Annotated in this window: 28 protein-coding genes and 1 tRNA gene; 22 read left to right on the top strand and 7 right to left on the bottom strand. The window is 62.9% G+C overall.

Going from position 1 to position 26,000, the window contains the following annotated elements:
- The first annotated feature begins 36 nt into the window (after positions 1-36).
- From JOD50_RS08420 to JOD50_RS08430, 3 genes are read left to right on the top strand one after another with little or no spacing between them, the layout of a single operon-like run.
- Positions 37-1,353 (top strand): acetyl-CoA C-acetyltransferase, encoded by a 1,317-nt coding sequence (locus JOD50_RS08420; protein ID WP_204881167.1) that lies wholly within the window; start codon positions 37-39, stop codon positions 1,351-1,353.
- A 1-nt stretch (position 1,354) separates the two neighbouring features.
- Entirely contained in the window at positions 1,355-2,704 is a 1,350-nt protein-coding gene (locus JOD50_RS08425) for a 3-oxoacyl-ACP reductase (RefSeq protein ID WP_204881168.1), read from the top strand.
- A 2-nt stretch (positions 2,705-2,706) separates the two neighbouring features.
- On the top strand, positions 2,707-3,642 hold the full coding sequence (locus JOD50_RS08430; RefSeq protein ID WP_204881169.1) for a MaoC/PaaZ C-terminal domain-containing protein: 936 nt from the start codon (positions 2,707-2,709) through the stop codon (positions 3,640-3,642).
- On the opposite strand, the gene JOD50_RS08435 is transcribed toward JOD50_RS08430, so the two are convergent.
- Positions 3,611-4,795: a glycosyltransferase gene (locus JOD50_RS08435; RefSeq protein WP_204881170.1), complete on the bottom strand. Its 1,185-nt coding sequence runs from the start codon at positions 4,793-4,795 to the stop codon at positions 3,611-3,613. The two genes, JOD50_RS08430 and JOD50_RS08435, sit on opposite strands and share 32 nt — an antisense overlap.
- Before the next feature lie 231 nt (positions 4,796-5,026).
- Between JOD50_RS08435 and JOD50_RS08440 the strand changes: the two genes are divergently transcribed.
- The 3 genes from JOD50_RS08440 (at position 5,027) to JOD50_RS08450 (ending at position 6,679) form a co-directional block, all read left to right on the top strand.
- Positions 5,027-5,112 (top strand) — tRNA-Leu (locus JOD50_RS08440).
- Between the two features lie 87 nt (positions 5,113-5,199).
- Positions 5,200-5,724 carry a terminase gpP N-terminus-related DNA-binding protein gene (locus JOD50_RS10705; protein WP_420825533.1) on the top strand — a complete coding sequence of 175 codons (525 nt, stop codon included), beginning with the start codon at positions 5,200-5,202 and terminating at the stop codon, positions 5,722-5,724.
- Between the two features lie 21 nt (positions 5,725-5,745).
- A protein-coding gene (locus tag JOD50_RS08450) for an IS5 family transposase (protein WP_338052079.1) occupies positions 5,746-6,679 on the top strand; the annotation gives its coding sequence in 2 pieces (ribosomal slippage) (positions 5,746-6,123 and positions 6,125-6,679; 933 coding nt in all).
- On the opposite strand, the gene JOD50_RS08455 is transcribed toward JOD50_RS08450, so the two are convergent.
- Positions 6,676-7,059, bottom strand: a complete 384-nt coding sequence (locus JOD50_RS08455; RefSeq protein WP_204881172.1) for a MerR family transcriptional regulator — start codon at positions 7,057-7,059, stop codon at positions 6,676-6,678. The genes JOD50_RS08450 and JOD50_RS08455 overlap by 4 nt on opposite strands.
- A gap of 121 nt (positions 7,060-7,180) precedes the next feature.
- On the opposite strand from JOD50_RS08455, the gene JOD50_RS08460 reads away from it, so the two are divergent.
- The 5 genes from JOD50_RS08460 (at position 7,181) to JOD50_RS10635 (ending at position 9,197) form a co-directional block, all read left to right on the top strand.
- Positions 7,181-7,444, top strand: coding sequence for a hypothetical protein (locus JOD50_RS08460; RefSeq protein ID WP_204881173.1), 264 nt, complete (start codon positions 7,181-7,183; stop codon positions 7,442-7,444).
- A 5-nt stretch (positions 7,445-7,449) separates the two neighbouring features.
- The gene (locus JOD50_RS08465; protein WP_204881174.1) at positions 7,450-7,785 is read left to right on the top strand and encodes a ribbon-helix-helix domain-containing protein; all 336 of its coding nucleotides are present in this window, start codon (positions 7,450-7,452) and stop codon (positions 7,783-7,785) included.
- A gap of 175 nt (positions 7,786-7,960) precedes the next feature.
- Entirely contained in the window at positions 7,961-8,203 is a 243-nt protein-coding gene (locus tag JOD50_RS08470) for an antitoxin VbhA family protein (RefSeq protein ID WP_204881175.1), read from the top strand.
- Entirely contained in the window at positions 8,203-9,063 is an 861-nt protein-coding gene (locus tag JOD50_RS08475; protein ID WP_204881176.1) for a Fic/DOC family protein, read from the top strand. Before JOD50_RS08470 ends, JOD50_RS08475 begins: the two co-directional genes overlap by 1 nt.
- Before the next feature lie 2 nt (positions 9,064-9,065).
- A complete protein-coding gene (locus tag JOD50_RS10635) occupies positions 9,066-9,197 on the top strand; it encodes a recombinase family protein (protein WP_338052081.1) in 132 nt (43 codons plus the stop codon).
- A gap of 38 nt (positions 9,198-9,235) precedes the next feature.
- On the opposite strand, the gene JOD50_RS08480 is transcribed toward JOD50_RS10635, so the two are convergent.
- Genes JOD50_RS08480 through JOD50_RS08490 form a run of 3 tightly spaced genes read right to left on the bottom strand, consistent with a single transcriptional unit; the run spans position 9,236 to position 12,055 of the window.
- Complete coding sequence (locus JOD50_RS08480; protein WP_017836498.1) at positions 9,236-10,054, bottom strand: AAA family ATPase; 819 nt, start codon at positions 10,052-10,054, stop codon at positions 9,236-9,238.
- Positions 10,051-11,451, bottom strand: coding sequence for a Mu transposase C-terminal domain-containing protein (locus tag JOD50_RS08485; protein ID WP_204881177.1), 1,401 nt, complete (start codon positions 11,449-11,451; stop codon positions 10,051-10,053). Before JOD50_RS08485 ends, JOD50_RS08480 begins: the two co-directional genes overlap by 4 nt.
- Before the next feature lies 1 nt (position 11,452).
- The gene (locus tag JOD50_RS08490; RefSeq protein ID WP_017836496.1) at positions 11,453-12,055 is read right to left on the bottom strand and encodes a recombinase family protein; all 603 of its coding nucleotides are present in this window, start codon (positions 12,053-12,055) and stop codon (positions 11,453-11,455) included.
- 332 nt (positions 12,056-12,387) lie between these two features.
- On the opposite strand from JOD50_RS08490, the gene JOD50_RS08495 reads away from it, so the two are divergent.
- The 5 genes from JOD50_RS08495 (at position 12,388) to JOD50_RS08515 (ending at position 16,194) form a co-directional block, all read left to right on the top strand.
- Positions 12,388-13,887 (top strand): MFS transporter, encoded by a 1,500-nt coding sequence (locus tag JOD50_RS08495; RefSeq protein WP_204881178.1) that lies wholly within the window; start codon positions 12,388-12,390, stop codon positions 13,885-13,887.
- 17 nt (positions 13,888-13,904) lie between these two features.
- Positions 13,905-14,477: a TetR/AcrR family transcriptional regulator gene (locus JOD50_RS08500; RefSeq protein WP_132064289.1), complete on the top strand. Its 573-nt coding sequence runs from the start codon at positions 13,905-13,907 to the stop codon at positions 14,475-14,477.
- Positions 14,478-14,512: 35 nt separating this feature from the next.
- A complete protein-coding gene (locus JOD50_RS08505; protein WP_017836493.1) occupies positions 14,513-14,803 on the top strand; it encodes a DUF3817 domain-containing protein in 291 nt (96 codons plus the stop codon).
- A 99-nt stretch (positions 14,804-14,902) separates the two neighbouring features.
- Complete coding sequence (locus tag JOD50_RS10465) at positions 14,903-15,271, top strand: recombinase family protein (protein ID WP_338052121.1); 369 nt, start codon at positions 14,903-14,905, stop codon at positions 15,269-15,271.
- Complete coding sequence (locus tag JOD50_RS08515) at positions 15,265-16,194, top strand: IS3 family transposase (RefSeq protein WP_204881179.1); 930 nt, start codon at positions 15,265-15,267, stop codon at positions 16,192-16,194. The genes JOD50_RS10465 and JOD50_RS08515 overlap by 7 nt, the downstream gene beginning before the upstream one ends.
- 99 nt (positions 16,195-16,293) lie before the next feature.
- On the opposite strand, the gene JOD50_RS08520 is transcribed toward JOD50_RS08515, so the two are convergent.
- Positions 16,294-17,553, bottom strand: coding sequence for an IS256 family transposase (locus JOD50_RS08520; RefSeq protein ID WP_070491369.1), 1,260 nt, complete (start codon positions 17,551-17,553; stop codon positions 16,294-16,296).
- Positions 17,554-17,781: 228 nt separating this feature from the next.
- Between JOD50_RS08520 and JOD50_RS08525 the strand changes: the two genes are divergently transcribed.
- The 4 genes from JOD50_RS08525 (at position 17,782) to mshC (ending at position 22,599) form a co-directional block, all read left to right on the top strand.
- On the top strand, positions 17,782-19,158 hold the full coding sequence (locus JOD50_RS08525) for a M20/M25/M40 family metallo-hydrolase (protein WP_204881180.1): 1,377 nt from the start codon (positions 17,782-17,784) through the stop codon (positions 19,156-19,158).
- Positions 19,159-19,217: 59 nt separating this feature from the next.
- Positions 19,218-20,369 carry an acyl-CoA dehydrogenase family protein gene (locus tag JOD50_RS08530; protein ID WP_204881181.1) on the top strand — a complete coding sequence of 384 codons (1,152 nt, stop codon included), beginning with the start codon at positions 19,218-19,220 and terminating at the stop codon, positions 20,367-20,369.
- Between the two features lie 32 nt (positions 20,370-20,401).
- Positions 20,402-21,238, top strand: coding sequence for an undecaprenyl-diphosphate phosphatase (locus JOD50_RS08535; protein ID WP_204881182.1), 837 nt, complete (start codon positions 20,402-20,404; stop codon positions 21,236-21,238).
- 74 nt (positions 21,239-21,312) lie between these two features.
- Complete coding sequence (mshC, locus tag JOD50_RS08540) at positions 21,313-22,599, top strand: cysteine--1-D-myo-inosityl 2-amino-2-deoxy-alpha-D-glucopyranoside ligase (RefSeq protein ID WP_204881183.1); 1,287 nt, start codon at positions 21,313-21,315, stop codon at positions 22,597-22,599.
- 44 nt (positions 22,600-22,643) lie between these two features.
- Here mshC and JOD50_RS08545 read toward each other — a convergent pair whose 3' ends face one another.
- Positions 22,644-23,567 carry a PAC2 family protein gene (locus JOD50_RS08545; RefSeq protein WP_204881184.1) on the bottom strand — a complete coding sequence of 308 codons (924 nt, stop codon included), beginning with the start codon at positions 23,565-23,567 and terminating at the stop codon, positions 22,644-22,646.
- Positions 23,568-23,752: 185 nt separating this feature from the next.
- On the opposite strand from JOD50_RS08545, the gene JOD50_RS10470 reads away from it, so the two are divergent.
- Positions 23,753-24,895: a site-2 protease family protein gene (locus JOD50_RS10470; protein ID WP_239541562.1), complete on the top strand. Its 1,143-nt coding sequence runs from the start codon at positions 23,753-23,755 to the stop codon at positions 24,893-24,895.
- Entirely contained in the window at positions 24,870-25,964 is a 1,095-nt protein-coding gene (locus JOD50_RS08550; RefSeq protein ID WP_239541831.1) for a tRNA (adenine-N1)-methyltransferase, read from the top strand. The genes JOD50_RS10470 and JOD50_RS08550 overlap by 26 nt, the downstream gene beginning before the upstream one ends.
- Positions 25,965-26,000 lie beyond the last annotated feature (36 nt).

The following is a 26,000-nucleotide window of genomic DNA, read 5'->3' on the forward strand; positions in this document are numbered from 1 at the left end:
TTTTGGCCACGAGTCCACGAGAGAGGACACAGATCCGTGAACACGTCCCTAGAGAACAAGAAGGTTTCGGCGCCGCGTGACGTTGCGATCGTCGGTGGTAACCGCATTCCGTTCGCACGCGCCTACACCGCTTACGCTGATGTGTCCGAAAAGGACATGATGCTCGCGGCCCTCGATGGCCTCGTTGCCCGCTTTGGTTTGCAGGGCGAGCGCCTCGGTGCCGTCGCTGCGGGCGCAGTCCTGAAGCACCCTAAAGATTTCAATCTGACCCGCGAGGTCGTTCTCGGGTCCCAGCTTGACCCCGCCACCCCTGCCCACGACGTTCAGATGGCGTGCGCAACCGGCGTTGAAGCCGTCGGTTCCATCGCGGACAAGATCGCTCACGGCCGCATCGACGTCGGCGTGGCAGGTGGCGTGGACAGCATCTCTGACGCGCCCGTCGTCGTGACCGATGGCCTGCGTAAGATCCTCGTGCGCCTCACGACCGCTAAGACCGTCAAGCAGAAGCTCGCGGCGATCGCATCGATCCGCCCGTCCCACCTCAAGCCAGTTGCGCCAGGTACTGGCGAGCCGCGCACCGGCTTGTCGATGGGTGAGCACCAGGCGATCACCAACGAACGCTGGGGGATCACTCGCGAAGCCCAAGACGAGCTTGCGGCCGCAAGCCACCAGAACCTCGCGAAAGCCTACGATGAGAGCTTCTTCGACGACCTCATCACCGGATTCCAGGGTCTGACCCGCGACAACAACATGCGCCCAGACTCCACGGTTGAGAAGCTCGCGAAGCTCAAGACCGTCTACGGCAAGAACCTTAAGTCGGAACCAACGATGACCGCCGGTAACTCGACCCCGCTGACTGACGGCGCATCAGCTGTTCTGTTGAGTTCGGTTGAGTACGCTGACGAGAAGGGCCTGCCTAAGCTCGCGAAGCTCGTCGACTACGAGCTCGGCGCAGTGGACTTCGTGAGCGGCGAAGAGGGCCTGCTCATGGCTCCTGCCTACGCAGTTCCACGCATGCTGGAACGCAACGGCCTCACTCTCCAGGACTTCGATTTCTACGAGATCCACGAAGCCTTCGCCGGAACTGTGCTGTCGACGCTCAAGGCGTGGGAAGACGAAGAGTTCTGCACGACCAAGCTCGGCTTGAAGGCTCCGCTCGGTTCGATCGACCGTTCCAAGCTCAACGTCAACGGCTCTTCACTCGCTGCGGGTCACCCGTTCGCGGCAACCGGCGGCCGCATCATCGCGTCCGCCGCCAAGATGGTACACACCAAGGGCAATAAGGCGCGCGCCCTCGTGTCCGTGTGCGCGGCAGGCGGCCAGGGCGCGGTAGCAATCGTGGAGGCTTTCTAATATGGCTGATCAGTACATGAAGTTCACCCAGGCTGGGTTCGGTAAGTTCTTGAGCAAAAAGCTCGGGCTTCCGCGTCCAACCACGCTGCGCCGCTATGAAGAAGGCGCTCCGCTCGTACCTGGTACGGCGGTTGTGGTTGGTCTCGAATCCCAGCACGACAGCGCCAAACGCATCGCCGATCTGCTCGGAACCTGGGGCGTCAACGCAACGCCGCATCCGGACTCCGTCCGCGGCGACATTGGCGCGATCATCCTGTGCACCGAGGACATCAACGATCCCGTTGAGCTGTCCCACGTCGCGATGACCGCGTCGCCGCTGGTGAAGAAGCTCGCGCGCACGGGCCGCGTCGTCGCGCTCATGCGTCCAGCCGACCAAGCTGCCAACGTAGCGCAAGCCAGCGCACGCGGCGCCGTGGTGGGCATGATACGTTCGCTCGCACGCGAACTGCGCTGGGGCTCCACGGGCAACGGCATCGTTCTGGACAACGCGGTCGACGTCGACGCCCCGAGCGTTCAGGCAGCACTGCGCTTCCTGCTTTCGGGCCGCTCGGCCTACGTTGACGGTCAGTTCATCGAGGTCAGCACCACGGAAGGAACGCTTCCGGAGAACCCAGAGAAGCCACTCGATGGCAAGGTTGCCGCTGTCACGGGTGCCGCCCGCGGCATCGGCGCGGCCATCGCCAAGACCCTGGCACGCGACGGCGCACGCGTCATTGCGATCGACATGCCTGGCGCCTCTGAATCGCTCACGAAGGTCGCCAACGAGATCAAGGGCACCGCGCTCCAGCTCGACGTCACAGCCGCAGACGCAGGCGAGCGCATCATCGAACACGCACGCCAGTTGCACGGCGGACTCGACATCGTGATCCACAACGCCGGCATCACGCGTGACAAGCTGCTCGCCAATATGGATGAAGCGCGCTGGAACAGCGTCATGGCAGTCAACCTCCAATCCCAGCTGCGCATGAATAAGCAGTTCCACGACGCGGGGCTCGATGGCCTGCGGGTCGTGACCCTCGCCTCGACCTCCGGCATCGCCGGTAACCGAGGTCAAACCAACTACGCGGCGTCGAAGGCAGGCGTGATCTCGATGGTCGCGGCAGAAGCCGAGAAGTTCGCGGCACACGGCGGCTCGATCAACGCGGTCGCTCCAGGCTTCATCGAGACCGACATGACAGCCAAGATCCCACTCGGCCCGCGCGTCGTTGGTCGCCTTGTGATGCCGAGCCTTCAGCAGGGTGGCCTGCCTGTCGATGTTGCGGAAGCGATCAGCTTCCTCGCATCCGATGGCGCGGGCGGCGTCAACGGCCAGACTCTGCGCGTGTGCGGCCAGAGCCTGATTGGAGCGTAAATATGAACATCCGTTACCTGGACGCGCTGCCAAGCCTCGGGAAGATCTACGCGAAAGCCGGAACGGAGGCGCTCAAGAAGCGGCCGAAAAAGGTCGCGCCAGGCAGCCTTCCAACCTACGGGATAGGCGCACGCGACGTCACGATCTCCAGGGAAACCGTCAACGCCGTCAACCGCCACGTCGGGGCGCCGACCCGCGATTCCGTGCCGAGCATCGTGCTGTTCGGAACGGCGTTCCCGCTGCTGATCGAGTTCATGCGGCAACCGGAGTTCCCGTTGCCGATGCTCGGGATGATCCACCTGACCAACACGGTTGAACACCACCGCAGCATCCTTCCGGGGGAGAAGCTCACGTTCGAGGTGTTGCCCGTTTCGCTCGATGCACACCACACAGGCGTCACGTGTGAGATCGAAACGCGCGTGCTCGACGACGGCGGTGACGTGGTCTGGAAGGGAACCGGTGTGTTCCTCGCCAAGGGAGTTTCGCTAGACGGCGCGCAGAAGCCTGCCCGCCCCGAGCGCGAGGTGCCTGAGCTCCCACAGATGAACGCACAGTGGAGCTTCGGTCCGGGGGAAGGCCGCACATGGGCCGGGATCTTGGGTGACTACAACCCGATTCACCTCTCCAACCTGAGCGCGAAGTTGTTGGGGATGAAGACCGCGATCGTTCACGGCGCGGACCTCGCAGCGCACGCGCTCGCGGCAGTAGAGCCAGCCGACGCAACTGCGTGCGGGGGCTACCAATGGCACATCGAATTCGGTGCTCCCGTTCCGATCCCGTCCCACATCAGCTTCAGCCGAACTGCGTCTAAGAAGGCGGAGAATGCTGGGCGAAACTCGGGAGAAGACGTCGACGGACTCATCGGCTTCACCGGATTCAGCACCCGCAAGAAGCCACGGGTCCACTTCACAGGCTATGTGCGTCCACTGAGCTCATAACCGCCTGGCGGTAGAGCTCCAAAAGCGTTGAGGCGGTGGACTCCCACGAGAAATACCGGCCGTGATCCGCGGCCGCAGCAACAACATCGTGGGGGACACCGCCTTTCGCCCACGGAGCCAACGCCCGCGCCCATGCGCGTGGATCACGCGAGTAGACCAACAAACCGTCAATGCCGTCGTCGATCAAATCAAGCAAACCACCCGCGGCATGGCCAACCACGGGAGTACCGGTCGCCAGGGCCTCCGCGGCAACCAAGCCGAATGTCTCGTGACGCGACGGCACCAAAACAACATCCGCGGCCCTGTACATCAACGCGAGCCGATCCTGCATCATCGGCGGAACGAACGCGACCTTATCCTCAACTCCACGCTCGCGCGCCCGCGCCACGAGATCCAGAGAACCCGGCCCGGACTGATCACCGATCATCACCAGGCTCGCGTTCAGCTCGGCGTCCGTCAGCTCAGCCAGCGTATCCAGTGCGACGTCTGGGCCCTTATAGTCCTGAAAGCGCCCAGCAAACAGCATCTTGAGGCCCTTGTCAGAAACCGGCCACCGGGCTGCCGGACCGCCTGGGTAAAACACGTTGCGATCAATTCCCGGGCGCACGATCGTGAGGTTTTCCGGTGGAGCGCCAACGTCAAGGCTCAGCTCATCGCGGTCGGTCGTGGTGTTAGCCGTCAGGGCGAACGTTTCGGCCGCGATGCGTCGTTCGGTTTGCTCGCGGAATGTTTCCGCAGGGCTAGGGGAGTGGCCGTGGTGCCGCTTGCGGCCAGCCGTCGTGTGGAAGGTTGTGATTACGGGCCTGCCGTGAGCGGCCTTGAGTGCGGCATCTGCGGAGAGCCAATAGTGCGCATGAATCACATCGGCACCACGGAAAGAAGGATGGGCAGACAACTGTCGCGCGAACTTATCCGTGTACTGCGGGAGGTCTTCCTTGGCGGCATCCGCTGGGCCTGCAGGCAACGTGTGGACGCGGTATCCCGGAGCCACTTCAACCGTTGAGTGATCGCCTCGCGTGAAAACATCCACGGTTGCCCCAGCGGCCGCAAGCGCACGCGACGTCTGGTCCGCGAAAATGTTGAGGCCACCGGCATCACCCCCGCCAGCGGTGGCACGTGGCGACGTGTGCATGCTGATCACGGCGACGTGCATTTGGTCACACTCCAGGCAAGGGCGCAAAAGGGAACGAAGGAAAGCAAAACCAGCAAAAACGCCGGTATATGCGTTCTTATTCTAAGGCTCAGCGCACTTTGCGGATAGCTTGAGCGTCACTCTTACGACACAGAGACGTCCCCTCGTTTTGGCATTCTGGAAAACCATGTGTAAAGTCTTTTCTGTTGTCTGCGGCCAGCACCGCTGAAAAGGAACTGGCCAAAGCCGCTCGCGCGGGTGGCGGAATAGGTAGACGCGCTAGCTTGAGGTGCTAGTCCTCGCATAAGAGGGTGGGGGTTCAAGTCCCCCTCCGCGCACGAACTGCCCAGGGTAGAAAAACCCGGCGCAGAAAAGCCCCGGCTTTCCGATTTCGGAAAGCCGGGGCTTTTAGTATTCCTAGCAACATGTTTCACGAGCAGCAGGGCGTAAGGGTCAAAAGGGGGTGCGGACGGAATCTTGGAAGGATTCTGTTTGTGAAAGTTGTTTATACGCCCGAGCAGCGTGCGAGAGCTTTGGCGGTTTATCGTCGTACTCAGTCGGTGACGAAGACGGTTCGTGTGCTGGGATATCCCGGTCGGTGGACGTTGTATTCATGGTTGAGGAATCCTCAGCCTAAGGGCCGTAAGCCTAGGAGAAGGCGGCCTGTTAAGCGGTATTCGCTAGAAACTAAGATTGGTGCTGTCGAGCTGTTTGAAGCTGGTTGGCGGCCAGAGGATATTGCTCGTGAGTTAGATCTGACGTCGAAAATGTCGGTTTATCCGTGGGTGAGATCTTACCGCGAGTCTGGGAGGTGGGGATTGATGAGTCCAGCAGAACGTCGTCGCGAACGACAATTGCCGACACGTCGATCGTTAGAAAACTCGTTGCCGGACGATCCTCGGGAGTTGAAAGCGCTTGCAGCTAGGGCGTGTCTCCCATATGTCTGCTGATTGACACGCGATTGTGGGTGTGTGGCTTCAGCTGTTGATTCTCGTACTCGCCGTTTGACAGATGCGCAGTGGGCGTTGATCGGCCCGTTGCTGCCCTCCAATGCGGGGCGGCGGGGGCACCCGTTCCGTGATGATCGTCGTGTGGTGGATGGGATCATCTATCGGTTCCGTGCGGGTGTGGCGTGGCGCGATCTGCCGCGGGGTGAGTTCGGTCCTTGGCAGACGGTATGGAAACGGCACCGTCGTTACGCGGGTGATGGCACCTGGGACCGGGTGTTGCAGGCGCTGCTGTCGCAGGCGGACGCGGCCGGGCTGATCGACTGGGACGTTTCGGTGGACGCGACGATTGCTCGTGCGCATCAGCACGCAACGAACACCCCGCGCCCTGACCAGGACACGGGGGGCGTTCTCAAATTACAAAGATCTGCCGCTGGCTGAGACCGAGCCGGCGGGCCACGGTATCGGCCGCTCGCGCGGCGGTCTGACAACCAAGATCCATCACGCCGTCGATGGCAACGGGCTGCCGTTGGCGATTGTGGTCACGGGTGGGCCACGCAACGACGGCGCGATGCTGGAACAGGTCCTCGACGACATCCGTGTTCCCAGGGTCGACGTCGGCCGGCCACGCACCCGGCCTGACGCGGTCCTGGCAGACAAGGCATACGGCAGTGGGGTGAATCGGCGCATGCTCCGCGCCCGCGGAATCCGAGCTGTCATCCCTGAGAAGAGCGACCAGATTGCAGCCCGAAAGCGAAAAGGATCGAAGGGCGGACGCCCTCCCGCCTTCGATGAAGACGCCTACAGGGACCGCAACGTCGTCGAGCGATCCTTCGCGCTCGTGAAGCAGTGGCGCGGACTTGCCACACGGTATGACAAACTCGCCATCACCTACCGTGCCGCTGCAGTCCTCCACGCGGCCCTCACCTGGGCGACACTATTGGGAGACATGGCCTAGTCGCCCGCGATGCCCTCCAGGCGGCTGATCAGTTCGTCTGCTTGTTCGAGATAGCGCGCCAACTTGGCGCGCTTGTGAATGGCACGCTGTAGGTAATCCACGGCCTGTTGGGATTGCTCGGGGGTTGCCAGCTCGCCGCTCTCCACTACGGGAAGCAGCTCGGCAATTTCCTCAAGGCTGAACCCCAGCGGCTTCATTTGCATAATGAGCAGCAATCGCGCGTAATCTGCCTCGCTGTAGACACGGAACCCGCCCTCAGAGCGGGAGCTGGGTGGCAGTAGGCCAATGTCGTCGTAGTGCCGGATGCTGCGGAGGGAGAGGCCGGTGCGCTCGGCAAGTTCTCCAATGTGCATCGTCTGCCCCTGGGTGTCCTGTTGCATGTTCCTCCGTAGTTCCCAGCCCAAAACTATACCACCGCGTGAGGGTGCGTTATTGTGCGGAAGAGTGGCGGCAACCCCCCAGTACTCAATCTGTAGCCGCATTGTGTGCTACACTTTATTTATGGGAGTTCAGTTCACGAGTAGCGCCGATAAGCACGGCATTCCGAGGGGAGATTCGCTCTACGCGATCATGCACGCGGAGGCATCGGCTGAGGTTGAGGGAGAGCCGGGCGAAACCACGATGGTCTACGTCGGACACCCGCACGGGCAGACGGATCGCTACATCGAAGTGATTGCAGCGCATCGACCACCGCGAACCATCGTGATTTTCCATGCAATGCCACTCAGTGACCTGTTCCGGCACCTACTCCACGAAGGGAAGTAAGCACCATGAATACCAACTACGACAAGCTGGCCGAACGCGCCGAGCGTGGCGAACTCAGCGTGAAGCCCGGCACTGTGCGCCGAGGCCCGAAGGCAGCCGAGGCAGCGCAGCGCCTTCTGATGGAAGCGACCGGCGCGACGAGCGCCGACGAGCTGACGCACATCGCGCTCGGGCGGCCGACCTTGGGGTCGAAGGGTGGTGCGTCACCTGTGGTGCGCGCCCGTGTTCCGCAGGCACTCAAGGAGCGCGTGGCGGAAATTGCCGAGCGCGAGCACCGCAAGGAATCTGACGTAGTACGCGACGCCCTCGCCGCATATGTCGAAGTTCGAGCGGTGGGCTGACTGCCCGTTAACGGTCGTTTTCGGGCAGCCCGGCAGGGCAGCCCGCCGAGGCAGCGACACGCCGCTATCTGACCGACCGAAACCTATGACCGAAACCTAACCCGACCCGAAACCCGACCTATACCGTTTGCGGGCAGGCCGGTAAAATCAGGAGTACACCAGGAGGTGCAGCATTATGTCGCAACCATCATTTGACGTAGAGGCCCGCTGGCCCGAGCTGTTTGACCAGCTCGACGCTGACAAGCGCCGAGCCGTTGTGCGCTCGCTCGCGGCAGGCTGGCATGAGGGATGGGAGCCGAACCGCGAAGACGTGGCCGACCTCATCGACTACACGCGCGGCACGCTGACGTTCGAGGACTACCAGGCACGCTCGGCCGACAAGGCGGCGCGCATCGCCGGAGCGGCCGCCGCGCTCTGATGCCGCAGCAGTTCGACTCGTGGGCGTCATACTTCTACCCGGAAACCTACGACGCTCAGACCGGCTACGGTGTGCTGCGCAACGTGCCCGGCATCCGAGACTTCGAGGCGCTGCGCAGCTACGACTATCGCATGTCGTTCGCTCGGCGCACTGAGCTTGAGCTGCGCCCCGAGCTTGTGGCTCGCACGTTCGACGGCGAGCACATGAAGGCCCTGCACGGCCATATCTTTCAAGACGTTTTTGAGTGGAGCGGTTCTTACCGGACTGTGAACATGGCGAAGGGTGGCACGGCCCCGTTCGCTGACGCTCACAACGGCTCGATAGACGCCTATCTGACCGACGTTCGTTCGATGGTCGAGCGCACCGATTGGGCGCAGCTCGACCACGCAGCGTTCGCGGAACGCTCGGCCGAAATCTTCTCCCACGTCAACCAGGCTCATCCGTTCAGGGAGGGCAACGGTAGGACGACCAAGGTGTTCATGGAACACATCGCGGAGCGGTCACCGTACACGCTTGAGTTCGAGCGTGTGCCCGAGGAAGTCTGGAACCTGGCATCGGCCGCCACGCGGCCGCCGATGGGGGAGTACGCCCCGAATCATCGGCCTATGGTGCCCGTGTTCGAGCACGCGGCCGTGCCGCGCTCGAACGTGCTCATGCACGAGGGCGGCCGCGTCACAGGCGACGCAGCGCCCGAGAAGCCGATGACGCTCGGAGAGCGCATCGAGCGCAAGATGAACGAGCTGCGCGAAGCTCGGCCGAGCAAGCCGAAGCACGCAGCAGATCGCGGCCCGGATACGCCCGAGCTGGGCGACGGTACGAAGCCGAAGCCGTCCGAGCGCGGCCCGAGCTTAGGACGATAACCGTGAAGCTCGGATACACCCGTGTCAGCACCCGCGAGCAGAATGCAGACTCGCAGATCGCCCGCCTCGAACAGGCAGGCTGCGAACGAATTTTCGTTGACGTTGGCTATTCAAGTTGTGACTTTCGCTGTTAAATGGCGGTGTTCTGTCGATGCTCAGTGGCGGTCTTTGTTCAGGTGGTGCCGATGACGAGGGTGCTGGCGGCGGCTTCGATGACGTCGTTGGTGATGGTGTCGAGCTCGTTGATCTTCAGGACGCGCTCGATCTGCGGGAAGAGCCGCTCCAGCAGTCGGAAGTTCCCGCGGGTGATGCGGGTGATGGAAGCGATGGCTTGCGCGTCGGTGAAGTCCTCGGGGTCGAGGGTCTTGCCCAGGGAGCGCCAGTGGCGCTGGAGGACGAACAGCAGCTCGTCCGTGCCCAGGGGCCGGTATTGGTGGGCGAAGCCGACACGACTGTAGAACTGCGGGTAGTGGCTGAACTGCTTCTCCAGGCCGGGCATGCCGATCAGGATCAAGGCGATGTTGTCGCGGTCGTAGCGATCGCGCAGCAGCTCCAGCGCGGTGGGGCGGAGCCGTTCGGACTCATCGACGATGACCAGCTGCACGTGGTTCCTGCCGTGCCGTCGGCCCCACGTCTGCGGGGTGATCTGACCGACTGCCTCCAGATGCTGCTCGATGCAGATATTGGTGCGGGTGATCGCCTGGTCGAGTTCATCCTTCAGCACCCGTGGGGTGGTGAGCACGCTGGGGGTGTAGAGCACGGTACGACTCCGAGCGAGGGCGGCGTAGATCTTGGCGTCGCTGTCGGCGCGCGGACCCCAATAGGTCAGCAGGTCATAGGCCTTCTCCCAGTGGGCGTAGCGGCGCGCGGAGAGTGTCTTGCCCACCCCGGCCGGTCCGAAGCACAGACCGATGGTGTGGCCGCGGCGGACAGCGTCGGCGAACTCGGTGAAGCGGCGGTGCTCTTTGGTCACGATGAAGCGCTGGCTCACCTCAAGTCCTCCTTGTAGACTTTCAGCTTCCGCTTCGGTGCTGGGGCTGGCGGCTCGGCTGTCGATGGCGTCTCAGTGGTGTGCGCGGCTACGACGGCAATGCGTTCATTGATGCCTTGGCGCAGGGCGCGACGGCGCGCGTTGCGGGCAGCCTGGATCTCCTTGAGACTGATCTTCTCGTCGTGATGGTCCTGGTTGACGGCCTTGCACAGGAACTCGTCGTGGTCGAACACGCGGATCTCAGTGATATCGCGCGGGTCGTAGCGGATCACCACCGGCCGTCCGACGTAGCCGGCCAGCGTCGGGGAGACGTAGCGCAGCCCCTGGAAGCGGATGCCATCACGGCGCACCACCCGGGACTGGGCGACCGTGAGCAGCAGCCCGTCGAGGTCTTCCAGGCTCTCGGGCATGCGCGGCAGCCAGCCCTCGGCGATCCACGCGGTGCGCGGCGAGGCACCGAGCTCGCTGTGGGTCCGGTCGTTGTAGGTGGCCACGAACCCCTCCACCGCGCTGTCGAGCTCGGCCAGGGACAGCTTCGGCGTCGGCGCGGGATGGCCCTCGGTGATGTGGCCGGGCAGGTCAGCGAGAAGCTCGGTGTTGACGGTGCCGAAGAACCGCTCGATCTTGCCCCGGCCCTGGGGACGGGCGACGGTGGAGTGGATCAGCCGGATGTGCAGGTCAACAGCGGTGCCGGCGAGGTGGCGGCTGATGAAGTCACTGCCGTGGTCGACATAGAGCACGTCCGGCAGCCCGCACATCGGCCACGCGGGGTCGCTCTTGTGCCAGATAGCCTGCCGCAGCGCCAGGGCGGTGTTCATCGCGGACGGCGCACCCAGGAAGACGGTGTAGCCGCAGATCGCGCGGGAGCAGTCATCGAGGATCGTCGTCAGCCAGGGGCGGACTGGTTTGACGTCGGTGCCCACCACGAGAATGTCGAGCAGCGTGTGGTCACTTTGCCACATCGCATTCGGTTGTTCGGCGTGCCGGCGCAGCACCAGTTCGTGCTTGTCCCGGTAGGACGCCGCGCCCTCCAGGGCTAGGGTGACCATGCCCGGATCGAGGGCACCCGCGATCGAGCGGACCACCCCGTAGGAAGGCACCGGCCACCCTCGGGTACCGCAGATGTCGGTGACCTTGCGGTGGATCGTGGCGATCGCGGGCCGGGGCTTGCTGAGGGCCAGGCCCTCGATCAACCGCACGAGCTCCCTGGGCAGATGGTGGGCGCCGGCGTCCGAGCGCTGGCCTGTCTCCAGGCCCGCGTACCCGTCGGCACGGTAGCGGGCGTGCCAGCGCTCCAGGGTGCGCAGGCTGATCCCGGTCTCCCGGGCCAGGGCGCTCAGCGGGATACCGTCCTCGACGTGCAGCCGCAGGATGCGCCACCGCGCCGGCCCGTCCACCTCACACCTGCTCGGCGACGGCCTCGCGGGCACGGGCCGCCTGCCGATGGCGATAGAGCGTCGCCCGGGACCAGCCGACGAGTCGGGCGGCGTCCTCGGCGGTGCGGCCCTTCGCGCGGGCATCGCCCGCGATTTCGAGCTTCTCCGCGATCACGGCCGGGTCGACCGGGGGTCGGCCGAAGCGGGTGCCGTTCTGCTTCGCCGCGGCGATCCCCGCATTGACGCGTTCGGTGATCAGCTCGCGCTCATACTCGGCCAAGGTCGCGAGCATGCCCAGCATCATCCGGCCCGATGTCGTCTCCGGGTCGATCCCGTCCGAGACCGATCTGATCTTCACGCCCTGGCCGCGCAGCAGCGTGACCGTATTCAGGACGTCGAGCAGGGACCGGCCCAGCCGGTCGATGCGCCACACCACCACCGTGTCGCCGTCCTCGGCGTAGTCCAGCAGACGTTTCATCCCCGGTCGCTCGATCGCGGTCCGGCTACCCGAGGTCACATCGGAGAACACGTCCCGCTTCTGCACCCCGCCCTCCACCAGCGCATCGACTTGCAGCTGCGCGTCCTGCGTCGCCGTGCTCACCCGCGTATATCCCAGAAGCCTCATACCCCCAGCATGGTGCAGAAAGTCCTGGAAGTCACCGCCTTGAGGCACTTTCCGTCGAGACGACTTCGCAAGACAATCCCGAGAGCGCGTTCACGCAGGAAGCGAACCTGAGGCCGACCACCCGCTGAAAGTCTCATAAACCTGTACCCAACTGAGGCACCAGCTCGTCCGGTTTTGCCTGCATCGAAGTGCCGCGCCTTCGCTCTAAAACCTTCCAAGCTTCGCCGCCCGCACGCCATGCATAGCGCGCGCCGTGAGTCTCTCCCTCCGTCGACTTAACTACACTATCCATCTGGTACAGTTATGTCGTTCACGACGAGGGGAAGACGCGCATGTCCGCGATGACGAAGAGGCGACGCTGGTCGCTGCTGGTGACGGTTGGAGCAGGTCTGCTGCTGATCACCTTGGATAACTCGATTCTCTACACGGCCCTGCCGACGCTGACTGAGGAACTGCAGGCTTCGAACACACAGAACCTCTGGATCATCAATGCCTACCCCCTGGTGATGGCGGGGCTGTTGCTGGGCAGCGGAACCCTGGGGGATCGCATCGGCCACACGCGGATGTTTGTTGTCGGTCTGGTGATCTTCGGACTGGCTTCCCTGCTGGCAGCGTTCGCTCCGTCACCCGAGGTCCTGATCGCTGCGCGTGCTGTGCTCGCTGTCGGTGCGGCAGCGATGATGCCGGCCACCCTGGCGCTGATCCGCACCACTTTCACGGTCGAGCGTGAGCGCAATATCGCCATCGCGGTCTGGGGAAGTATGTCGGTCATCGGGTTCGCCCTCGGCCCGATTATTGGCGGCACACTCCTTGAGTTCTTCTGGTGGGGCTCGGTGTTCTTGATCAACGTGCCCGTTGTGGTGCTGGCGCTGGTCGCTACCTGGCTGATCCGCCCGGCCAACGACCCGGATCCCTCGAAGCGATGGGATGCCATCTCCTCGATCTTGGTGATGATCGGGCTTGTCGGAACGGTGATGGCCATCAAAGAGATCGGCCACGCGCCGCCCTCGGCAACGACCATCATTGTTGCGCTGCTCGTTGCTGCCATCGGGTTCTGGCTGTTCGTGCGCCGTCAGCGAGGTATGGAGCAACCTCTGTTGGAGTTCTCCATCTTCGGCAACCCGGCGTTCACTGCCGGAGTGCTGGCCGCGTCGTTCGCGATGTTCGCGATCGGGGGCATCCAGCTCGTCACCACGCAGCGATTCCAGCAGGTCGCCGGATTCAGCCCGCTGGAAGCTGGGCTCTTGGTCGCCGCGAGCGCCGTGGGCACGTTGCCGACAGCGCTCCTGGGGGGCGCGTTCCTGCACCGCACCGGACTGCTCGCGCTCATCACCGGCGGTCTCGCCTTCGCCACCGGCGGCGTCGTGGTGACGGTCATCGGATTCCAGTCGTCCTTCGGCGTGCTGATCCTCGGACTGCTGTTGACCGGAGCTGGTATCGGAGCCGTCTTGGCGGTCGCCTCCACCGCGATTATCGGGAACGTGCCGGTGCGCCGAGCAGGCATGGCCGCCTCGATCGAAGAAGTCTCCTACGAGTTCGGCAGCCTCATTGCAGTGTCCGTGCTCGGGAGCCTGCTCACGGCTATCTACGGCGCACGCGTCGTTCTACCCGACGGCGCCCCGGACGCGGCTGGCAACAGCATCGCTGAGGCACAGGCTGCTGCGCAGGGTGACGCAGAGATCCTCCAGGCGGCGGCGACGGCTTTCGACTCCGCCTACCTCGTTGTGATGCTGGTCGTCGCAGTCGTTCTCGCGGTGGGCGCAGTCATCACCGGAGTGCTTCTGCGCCGGTACCTGCCTGGCACCCAGTCACAGCTGCACTCCGAGCACTGACCGAGAAAGGACCGCCCATGCGGACCAGTAAACGGGACACGATCCTCAAGGCCGCCCTCAGCGTTGTCGAGACCGACGGCGTCACGGCGCTCACGTACGAATCCGTCGCCGCCGCCTCCGGACTCACCAAAGGCGGGCTGCTCTACCACTTCCCCTCGAAGGACGCCATGATGCTCGCGCTGCACGAACATCAAGCCCAGCACTGGGACGAGGAGATGATCCACGCACTGGGCAAGGACCCGGATGAGGCATCGCAGGATGAGCGACTCGCCGCCTATGCCCGAGTCAGCGCCCGCGGCGCCACCGGCGCGGAGTTACTGCTTATGCTCGAAGCGAGCACCCACAGCGAGCTCAGCAAGCCGTGGAAACGAGTCATCACTCGCTGGGTCCCCGACCCCGCCAGCATCGACCCGACCGACCCTCGGGCACTGCAGAAGATGGTCGCCTACCTCGCTGCCGACGGTCTTTGGCTCAGCGAATCCGTCGGCGCGATCCCACTACCCCACCAGCTGCGCGCCGCGCTGGCAGAGCACCTCGCCCGCTCCGTCGCGGACGCAGACGAACTCCCGAGCAACGAGGCGAACCAATGAGCGCAAGCACCCAGCAGCGTTATGGACTTCCGCTTGTGGCAAGAGTCTCCATCGTCGCGGCCTTTCTCGAAGCCTTCACCTGGGCTGGTCTGCTCGCGGGGATGTTCCTCAAGTACGTGACGGGCACAACCGACGTCGGTGTCAGCATCTTCGGCGCCCTGCACGGCGGCATGTTCCTCATCTACCTCGCCATAGCGCTCATCACCGCCATCACCCTGCGGTGGCCATGGCGGGTCACTGCTCTCTCGATCATCGCCGCGGTACCGCCACTGACGACCATTCCCCTGGAGATCTGGCTACGTCGACGAGGACACCTCAGCTGCTGACGATGGCACTGCCGCCCTCGCATCGGCGGCAGGACTCTCGACCACGGACGGCCAGACCACGCTTGTCATCGGTACCACCAACTAAAGCCGCCACGGAGCATCGACAGAACACCGCCATTTACCGGCGAAGGTCACAATTCAAGTCGCGTTGAGGATCGCCCCGACTGGATCGAGTGCCGCAAGATTCAACGCCCCGGTGATGAGCTGGTGATTCCCTCGCTCGACCGCGTAGCAGGCACCGACAGCATCGCTATCTCGGTCATCCGTGACCACGCAGCGCGAGGCGTGAAGCTGCGCAGCCTCGATGAACCGTGGATGGACATAGACCCGTCAACAGCGATGGGCGAAGCCATGCTCAAGATCATGGCGACGCTCGCGCAGCTCCGCGTCGATATGATCCGCGAGAACACCCGGCGAGGCGTCGAGCACGCACGCTCCCTAGCCTTCTTGTCGATAAGGCGGTGTTAGAGAAAGAACTCGAGCTAGTAAAAAAAGACGAGAGCGTCACTCCCGGAGCGCTGAGTAACAGAAATAAGGCCCGGGTCGTTGACGCTTTGCGAGAGTACTTTCCCCTTCCTGAGCTACTGCGGAGTACCGGTTTAAGTTCTTCTAGTTTTTACTATCAAATGGAAGCGATGTCCCGTCCGGACAAGCACGCGACCCTGAGGCAGCTGATCAAAGAGATAGCCAAGACAAGTTTTTACACGTATGGGTATCGCCGCATATGGTTCGAACTCAGGCATCGTGGAATTGTCGTTAGCGAGAAAATCGTGCGTCGTTTGATGAGCGAAGAAGGAATACGTGTCCGCTTCGCTAAGAAGAAGCTCCGGTATTCAAGCTATGAGGGAGAAATATCGCCAGCTCCTCCCAATCTTGTGCGGCGCTGCTTTCAGGCGGATCAGCCCAACAGGCTTTGGCTGACCGATATCAGTGTCTTTGCCGCTAATAATGGTCGTCTCTATCTTTCAGCAATTATAGATTGTTATGACGGCATGGTGGTGGGATACCGAACCAGCCGCCACCCCACCATGGAACTAGCCGAAGACAGCCTCAAGGATGCTATCCGTTCTCAAGGCATCACTGCCCGATCACGGCTTGTTCTCCACTCAGATCGAGGTGCCCACTATCGTGGGCGTTCCTGGCTGGGCTTAACCAACCAGCTCAATATCACCCGTTCTATGTCACGCAAAGGCTGTTCTCCTGACAATGCTGCTTGCGAAGGATTCTTCGGACGAATGAAAGTCGAGATGTACCACGGCTACGTATGGGAAACAACCGAGAAACTTGCCCGAGCAATCGATAAATACATCTCCTGGTACAACAACCGGCGAATCAAGACAAGCCTCGGCGGGCAATCCATAGCGAACCACAGGCTACAAGCAGTAGCCTAGGAAAACACTCCGAAAAACAGTCCGCGGCCCCATTTGACCCTTAACCCGCGGTCAAGCCCCTGGAAGTGGTGTAACTGAATGGTGATCCTTCGTGGGTGGTCAGGCGGGTAGTTGCATCAGGTCGTCGGTGCTCACCTCCGTCGGCGAGCTGGTGGCGGGGTCGGTGGTCAGGGTGAGTCGGCAGCGGCTGAGGACTTCGAGACCGAGGTAGCGGCGGCCTTCGGCCCATTCGTCGGTCTGCTCGGCCAGGACGGCGCCGACGAGGCGAACGATGGCATCCCGGTTCGGGAAGATCCCGACCACGTCGGTGCGGCGGCGGATCTCCCGGTTGAGACGTTCGGTGGGGTTGTTGGACCAGATCTGCCGCCACACATCGTCGGGGAACCCGGTGAAGGCGAGGAGGTCCTCACGGGCATCGCCGAGGTGGTCAGCAACCTCGGGCAGCCTGCTGTCGGTGTACTCCAGCAGGCGGTCGAACTGCTCGTGCACGGCCGATGCGGTGGGCTGGTCGTACACGCTGTGCAACATCGCCTTCACCGCCGGCCACATGGACTTGGGGCACACGGCCATGAGGTTGGCGGCGTAGTGGGTGCGGCAGCGCTGCCAGGCGGCCCCGGGCAGGTGTGCCGCGATCGCCTCCACCAGCCCGGCGTGGGCATCGGAGGTCACCAGCCGCACTCCGCCCAGGCCACGGGCCACCAGGTCGGCGAAGAAGGTGTTCCACGAGGCCTTCGTCTCGCTGGTGGCGACTTGCATGCCCAGGACCTCGCGGTGGCCGTCACCGTTGACGCCGGTGGCCAGCAGCACCGAGGCTTTGACGACCTGCTTGTTCTCGCGGACCTTGATCGCCAGCGCATCAGCGGTGACGAACGTGAACGGCCCGGCCTCGTCCAGACGTCGGTGGCGGAACGCGGCGACCTGCTCGTCGAGGTCGGCGGCCATGCGCGAGACCTGGGATTTCGACAGGGCGTGGATGCCGAGCGTCTTGACGAGCTTGTCCATCCGGCGGGTGGACACACCAGCGAGGTAGCAGTCCGCCACGACCGTGATCAGGGCGGACTCGGCCCGCTTGCGGCGCTCGAGCAGCCACTCCGGGAAATACGAGCCCTGGCGCAGCTTCGGGACGGCGACATCGATCGTGCCGACGCGGGTGTCCAGCGGGCGCTGGCGGTAGCCGTTGCGGCGATTCGTCCGCTGCTCGGAGCGGGCGTTCCATTCGGCCCCGCACACGCTGTCGGCGTCGGCGGAAAGCAGGGCGTTGATCATGGTCTGCAGCAGCTCGCGCATCAGATCCGGTGATGCATCGGCGAGGGCTTGGCCCAGCAGGCCGGCAGGGTCGACAATATGGGGTGCGGTCATCGTGATGACTCCGTTCGAGGATTCTTTGGAAGGTTGACTCGAAGGATCACGCGGTGGCCGCTCTACATCCGACAACGACACGAAGTCGGAGACGATCTCGGCCACCGCGTTACACCACTCTATGGGGCACTACTTAACCCGCATGTTTCAAGAGCACTGCCATGACGAAGTTTCGTAGCTCTAAGTGCAGTATCTGATGCGCGTGAGCTGGGTTCTAGACTTATGAACATGTCAGACTCCGTGAGCAAGGCATCGGACACCGAGCCACGCTACTCAAGTGAACACGCCCCCGACGCACAGACGCGGGAGGCCCTCGATAAGGAAGTCGTGGACATCTGCCGCGACCTCATCCGCATCGACACCACCAACCTCGGCAGTTTCCCCGACGGAGCCAACGAGCGCCCCGCAGCGGACATGGTGATGGAGCTTCTCCAAGAGGTCGGTCTTGAACCGACCCTTTACGAAGCGGCACCAGGACGTGCCAGCGTCGTTGTGCGCATCGAAGGTCGGGAACCCGAACTACCGGCACTCGTGGTCCATGGGCACCTCGACGTCGTACCGGCGCAAGCCGAAGACTGGTCCGTTGACCCATTCGCCGCCGACATCAAGGACGGCATGATTTGGGGTCGCGGAGCCGTCGACATGAAGAACATGAACGCGATGATCCTCACGGCGGTTCGTGACATGGCGCGCCGCGGGATCAAACCACGACGAGACCTCATCGTCGCGTTCTTCGCAGACGAAGAAGCTGGCGGCGAATACGGAGCTCTGTGGCTTGTGAAGAACCACCGAGAGGTCTTCGAAGGCGCAACCGAAGCCATCAGCGAGGTCGGCGGCTACTCGACCACGATCAACGGCGAGCGTGTCTACCTCGTCCAGACCGCTGAGAAGGGCCGCGCGTGGGGTGCGCTGACAGCCCACGGACGAGCAGGCCACGGCTCGGCTGTGACCAACGAGAACCCCATCGTGCACCTGGCGAGCGCGATTGCGCGCATCGCAGGCGATGAGTGGCCGCGCGAATACAACGAGGCCACCACGGCGCTGCTTGAAGGTATCGCGCACATCACGGGTACCGAGTTTGATCCGGAGAATCCTCAGCCGCAGCTCGACGCACTGGGACCGACCGTGAAGTTCATTGCGAACACGCTACAGACCACGAGCAACCCGACCGTGCTCAAAGCGGGTTACAAAGACAACGTGATCCCGCAGGAAGCGGTTGCACGGCTCGATGTGCGTACGCTCCCTGGCCAGCACGAAGCGACCCTGGAACGCATTGCGGAGTTGGCGGGCGAGTACGTGACCTACAGTGTCGAGCATCACCGGCCGTCTGTGAGCGCGCCGATCGAGGCTCCGATTTTCGATGCGATGCGCGAAGCGCTCAACCGTCACGATCCAGGCTGTCATGTGCTTCCATACATGCTCGGCGCGGGAACCGATAACAACGCGCTGGCTGATCTGGGCATCAACGGCTACGGTTTCGCGCCACTCCTGTTGCCGGCCGAACTCGACTTCACCGGGATGTTTCACGGCATCGACGAACGCGTACCGATCGATTCGATCATCTTTGGCCGCGCGGTGCTCTCCGAGTTCCTCCTTGACTACTAGCGCCCAAAATGAGCGCCCTCACCTTTTAGAGACCTCACTCCGTAAGAAAGGACATCATCGTGTCTGATCGCGTCAATGCAATCTTGACCCCTGGCCTGCTCGCAACCCTGCGGGAGCGCGCACCAGAATTGGACCGGAACAACGAGTTCGCGTTCCAAGACGTGCACGACCTGGCCGAAGCCGGTTATTTCACAGCGACGCTGCCGGTTGAGGAAGGCGGTGCGGGCTGGACCTTCGCTGACCTCGTGCGTGCCGAGCGGATGCTCGCGGCAGCCGCGCCGGCCACGGCTTTGGCGGTGAACATGCACCAGGTGTGGTGCGGCGTCGACATGATCCTGCGTTCGTGGGGCGATGAGCGGCTTGCGTTCATGCGCAAGTGGGTTGCTGAAGGTGAGCTGTTGGCTTTCGGTGTCTCGGAGCCGGGTAACGATGCGGTTCTTTTGGATTCGTACACGGAGGCCACGCCTGTTGATGGCGGCTACAGCCTCAACGGCCTCAAGGTCTTCACATCGCTGGGCCCAGCGTGGACGCGCCTCGGCGTGATGGGTAAGCACGACGGCAAGCTGCTGTACGGCTTTGTTGAGCCTCAGGACGGCGTTCAGCGGGTCGGGGAATGGGATGCCCTGGGCATGCGCGCTTCGGGTTCGTTCGCGACCAAGCTCACGGATGCTTTCATGAAGGACGAGACGATCCACACCCGCTTTGAGCCGTGGGATCCGACCGAGCCGTTGGTTTCCGCGATCTTCGCTTCGTTCTTGACGCTCACGGGTTCTGTGTATGTAGGTATCGCGGATCGCGCACTCGAGCTTGCTCGCCAGAGCGCGAGCGAACGCACGTCTCGCTCGACGGGTCTCGCATTGTCGCAGCAGCCTGCCGCACGTGCTCAGATCGCCGAAGCTGGCATGAAGCAAATTGCGCTCGATGCGGTGGTTGAGTCGGTCGTCAACGAGCTCGATAGGGGACTCGCCCCGAGCCCCGAGACCGTGGCACGGTGGGTGACGTTGCGCACTATGGCAACGGATATCGCTCAGTCTCACATCGAGACCGCTCGGGCGCTCTCCGGTGGTGCGGGCTTCACTCGCACCTCCGAGATTTCGCGACTGTACCGCGACATCGCCGCGGGTATCCACCACCCGTCCCAGCGCCCATCGGCGATGGAATCTGTGGCCAACTGGCTGGTCGGTCCGGTGGAACACACCAAGAACAGCTAGGTTGCGTCCCTCTAGCGCGATAGTCTGCAGAGGTGGAATGGTTATACGCAGCGATTCTCGGCCTCGTTCAGGGGCTGACTGAGTTTCTTCCGATCTCGTCGTCGGCGCACTTGCGCATCACGGGTTCCTTCCTGCCTGGCGGGTCTGATCCGGGAGCGGCATTCACCGCGATCACCCAGCTGGGTACAGAGACCGCGGTCTTGCTGTTTTTCTGGCGCGACATCGTGCGGATCATCAAGCAGTGGTGTCTCTCGCTCGTGGGGAAGATCCCTCGGAACGATCCCGATGCGCGCATGGGCTGGCTGATCATCATCGGCTCGATCCCGATTGGTGTGCTCGGTTTGCTGCTCGAGAGCTACATCGACACGACCTTCCGTAGCCTCTGGATCGTCGCGTTCATGCTCGTGTTCTTTGGCTTGCTCTTGGCGGCCGCGGATGCGTTGGGCAAGCAGCGCCGTGAGCTGAAAGACCTCACCGTCAAGCACGGTATTCTCTACGGCTTCTTCCAAGCGCTCGCGCTGATCCCGGGTGTGTCCCGTTCGGGTGGAACCATCACAGGTGGTTTGGCGCTCGGGTACTCACGTGAAGCCGCAACGCGATATTCGTTCCTTTTGGCGATCCCAGCGGTCATGATCTCTGGCGGCTATAAGCTCGCGAAGGCGCTCAAGAACGGTTTTGACGGTCCGTACTCCGCAGGGCCAACCGCTCTCGCGACCGGCGTGGCGTTCGTCGTTGGCTTCGTCGTGATCGGCTGGCTGTTGCGTTACATCTCAACCCACTCGTTCCGCTTGTTTGTCTGGTACCGCATCGCGCTGGGCTTCATCCTGTTCGTGTTGCTGGGGCTTAACCTCATCGACCCGATGGTCTGATCGTCAGCGACACACGATAGCCTCACTTCATGAACGTTTGTTGACGTTCAGATCCGTACCGTAAGGAGATCTCTGTGCAGTCTTGGCCACGTCCTCACGTCCCGCAGGTTCCCGGTCAACCACCCGTCATGCGGTTGTTCGATACGTCGTCGGGGGCTATCGAGGAGGTCAAGACGGCCGACCGCGCATCGATCTACGTATGCGGCATCACCCCTTACGATGCGACCCACCTGGGCCACGCGTCAACGTACGTGACCTTTGACCTGCTGATCCGCCAATGGCTCGACGCCGGGCTTGAGGTCAACTACATCCAGAACGTGACCGATATCGATGACCCGCTCCTTGAACGTGCGGAAGCCACCGGCGTGGACTGGGAATGGCTGGCCGAGGACCAGACGAACCTGTTCCGCGGCGACATGGAGGCGCTGCGCGTCATCCCGCCACACCATTACATGGGTGCGGTAGCCGCGATCCCGTGGGTTGTCGAAGGCGTGGAAAAGATGCTCGCCGACGGCGTGGCCTATCGCGTGGACGGCACCGACGGGGAACCGGACGGCGATGTCTACTTCGACTCTGCTGCAGCCGCATCGGATGCGTGGCGGCTTGGCGACGTATCCCACTACGACGCCGAAACCATGAACGAGTTTTTCGCTGAACGCGGCGGCGACCCGAAACGCCCCGGCAAGCGTGATCCACTGGATCCATTGCTGTGGCGCGTGGCACGCGAAGGTGAGCCGTCCTGGGACGGCGGAACCCTGGGCGACGGCCGCCCCGGCTGGCACATCGAATGTTCAGTGATAGCAGCTCGCCTCAACGACGGCCCGCTCACGGTCCAGGCCGGCGGTAACGACCTGATCTTCCCGCACCACGAGTTCTCCGCGGGGCACACCGCGGCTGTTTCGGGGCATCGCCTCGCGAACCACTATGCGCACACGGGCATGGTCGGGCTTGAAGGCGTCAAGATGTCCAAGTCGCTCGGCAACCTTGTGCTGGTTTCGAAGCTGACGGCGGCGGGCCGTGATCCGCGTGCGATCCGTGCGGTCATCCTGGATCACCACTACCGTGACGATTGGTCGTTCGAACACAGCGACCTGGACCGCGCAGACCAGCGCCTCGCGGCGTGGGAGAAGGCCCTGGGCCACACGAGCCGGCATCAAGCCGAAGACGTGGTCGCTCACATTCGTACGGCCCTGGCGAACGACCTCGACGCGCCGGCTGCTTTGGTCGCGCTCGATGAATGGGCCGGGGCTGCCGATGCGTCGGCTAAGGGTGCGGATGCTGCTGATGCGGAGGCCGCCGGCTTGGTTGCGGATGCCGTCAACGCGCTTCTGGGTATCGAACTCAAGCCAGCTCAGAGCTAGGAGCTAGAGGCGAGGGGCTAGGCCTAGGCGCCCGGCGCTAGGGCCTAGGAGCTAGGGTTCTCGCGGCCTGAAAGGTATCGACGGAGTTCCTCGGCGATCTTTTCGCCGTCAATCCGCTCGTGCGCCGGTGCCTGATCGTTTTCGGCCTGCCGCTCTTGCAGTTGCGCAACCAAGGCAGACATGCGCGGGTCGTCCTCGACCGCATCGTCAAGCGCTTCCTCCCATTCCTTGGCGTGCTCACGCAAACTATCTGTCGTCAGATCCAGGCCCAAGTGCTCATCGAGCGCCGCAATCAAAGCGAGCTGCGCCTTAGGCGACTGCGTCGCAGCAACATAGTGCGGCACATCGACCCACACATCCAAAACAGGCAGGCCCGCGGCCCACGCAGTATCGGAAAGCACCGACACAATACCTGCGGGACCCACGTCGTCGGACTGTTTCGCGTTCGTCAACGAACGCAAAACACGCGAATCCGACGTCAGGCGAGCGGTCACGTCCGAACTGTGCGGGATCTGCTCGGCGGTCGCGTGAAGAGCGGCCACCATTACGACATTCAAGGCCTCAGCATGCATCAAGACCTCCCCAACAAAGGAGATCCACTGCAAGTTGGGTTCGGGACCCAACGCGATCACGACGTCCAGGCCCGTAGGGGTGCGGAAACGGTGTAGGCGCGTCGTTGGCCACGAGAGTTTCAGGCTCCCGTTGGCTCCGGCCACGCGAGACGGGCGGTTGACGCGGAAATCGTAGTAGTCCTCGGGATTGAGCTTGGCGGCGACTGTCTGGTCGACGTGTTCCAAAATCCATTCAGCCGCACCGGTCGCGGCTTGACCCGCGTTTTCGAAACCACCGAAAGCCGCGATCAACACCGCGGGGCGCCGCTCGTCTGCGCTGGAACCTGAAACCGGCTGGGCACGCACCCATTCCTTGACCGAATTGAACGCTTCTGTGTGCTCGTGTTCGCTGTTCACGTTTTCGGCCTCCTCAACCGGGTAGTAGTTTCGCGGTGCGTGTGGACGTAATGCAGTGGACGCCATGCAATGGAAGCAACGCAGGGGTTTAACGGCCTCTGTAATCGTTACCCTAGTCACCCTGACGGCGAGTGAAAAGGGCAACCTTGCACAGAGCCGCCGTTTGAGCCCCTAAGATATGAGTCATGCCTACCGAACGTGCCACGCATCCGTGGTACAACCGCCCGCTCCCGCTCGGGAGTATCGGTGGCGTACCCGTTTCGTTGTCGACGTCATGGTTTTTCGTCGCAGTCGTGCTCGCTATCGCGGTTGCGGTGGTGGTTCAGGACTGGCTACCGGGAACGTCTACGCCTGTTGCGATTCTGATGGGACTTCTGCAGACCCTAGCGTTGATGTTCTCGGTGCTGATCCACGAGGTGGCTCACGCTCTGGTCGCTAAGGCTTTGGGCTGGAAGACCACCGGCATCGAGGTCACGCTGTGGGGCGGACACACGAGCTTCACCACAACGAATCCGAAGGCTTCACAGTCTTTCCTTGTATCGATCGTGGGGCCTCTGACTAACCTCGCGCTCGCGGCCGTCATCTATTCGCCGGTGTGGTTTGGCGTTGATCTTCCGGAAGGGCCGCTGCGCTTCTTTATTCTGATGACGGTGGTCGCGAATCTCGCGATCGGTGTGTTCAATCTGTTGCCTGGTCTGCCGCTGGATGGCGGCCGGGTTGTTGAATCGATTGTGTGGGGTCTCGCTGGCCGTCAGCCGATCGGGACGATCGTCGCCGGCTGGCTGGGTGGCATTCTGGCTCTCGCGGGTGGCGTGGGCGTCGTCGTGTTCTTGTTGCGGGCGGAGCAACGTGTCACGTTTGTGACGCTTTTGATGCTTCTGGTCATGATTGTCCCGTTGCTCGATGGCGCTATTAAGTCTGTGCGGATCGGCCGGTTGCGCTTGCGGATCGAGGGCATGCAGGCCGGACACTTGGTGAGCCCGGTGGTGCGGCTTGCTCCGCATGCTTCTGTTGCCGATGCGGTTGAAGCCGGCGTTTTTGAGGACACCGTGGTTGTGGTGTTGAGCGCGGATGGCACGCGTTTGTTGCGGGTGCGTCCGGATCCGTTGCGCAGGATGGTGCCGGCTGTGTACGCAGGTACGCCGGTGATGCATGTTGCGGTGGATGCGATGGATGCCCACGTTGTGTCCGCTGAGGCTGACGGTGATATTTTGGCTCGGGCCGCGCTGGATTCGGAGACGGGGACGGTGCTGGTTGTGGATTCGCGGCAGCGGTGTATTGGTGCTGTTCGTCGCGAAAGCGTTGTTAAGGCGCTCGAAGGGCGCTGAACGAAAGGACTGGATTGTGGCTGTTGGTGCTGAGCATCGTCGTGGACCGTTCAAGGTTGGCGACCGGGTGCAGGTCACGGATGAGCGCCGGCGTGTGCACACCCTGACCCTCAAGGAGGGCGGGGAATTCCACACGCATGTTGGTGTGTTGTTCCACGATCAGTTGATTGGCCAGCCTGAGGGTAGCGTCGTCGAGAACACGGAAGGTGTTCGCTATCAGGCGCTTCGTCCGTTGCTGAAGGATTTCGTGTTGTCGATGCCGCGTGGCGCGACGGTCGTGTACCCGAAGGACGCGGGGCAGATTGTGACGATGGGAGATATCTATCCGGGTGCACGCGTCGTTGAGGCCGGTGTTGGTTCTGGCGCGCTCACGATTTCGTTGCTGCGCGCGGTAGGTGACACGGGCATGGTGCATTCGTTTGAGCGTCGCGAAGAGTTCGCGGACATCGCCCGCGGTAACATTGCCGCGATGTTCGGTGAGGTTCCGCCGTCGTTCCGGTTGTCGTTGGGTGACTTCCAGGAGCGCGTGGTCGAGGAGCATGAGCCTGGCAGCGTGGACCGCGTGGTCTTGGACATGCTTTCGCCGTGGGAATGCATCGACGCCGTGGCGACCGTTTTGGCCCCGGGCGGGGTGTGGGTCAACTACGTTGCGACGGTGACTCAGCTTTCGCGCGTGATTGAGGCGATTCGCGCGGATGGCCGCTTCACCGAGCCTGAGGCCTTTGAGTCGATGGTGCGCGGCTGGCACGTTGAGGGTCTGGCCGTGCGCCCGGATCACCGCATGGTGGCCCACACTGGTTTCTTAATGACGGTGCGCAGGCTCGCTGATGGCGCCGTCGGGATCCCTGGAGCTCGGCGCGTCAAGGAAGTGAACTTCCCTGCGGAGGATGTGTCTGCGTGGACCGCGGATCACGATCCCGAGGCCTGGACTCACGAGGGCTTGGGCGAACGTGGCTTGTCGGCTAAGAAGCTGCGCCGTTCAGCGCGCGATGCGGTGGCGATGGGGCGTGCCGCAGGTGCTGAACTTCCAGATGCCGGTAGCGGCACGGAAGTCACGAAGTCTGAGTAGTGGACTTCACCATCAGGTAGCAGAGTCACGCTCGTG

The sequence above is a fragment of the Pseudoglutamicibacter cumminsii genome, assembly GCF_016907775.1.
Lineage (GTDB): Bacteria > Actinomycetota > Actinomycetes > Actinomycetales > Micrococcaceae > Pseudoglutamicibacter > Pseudoglutamicibacter cumminsii.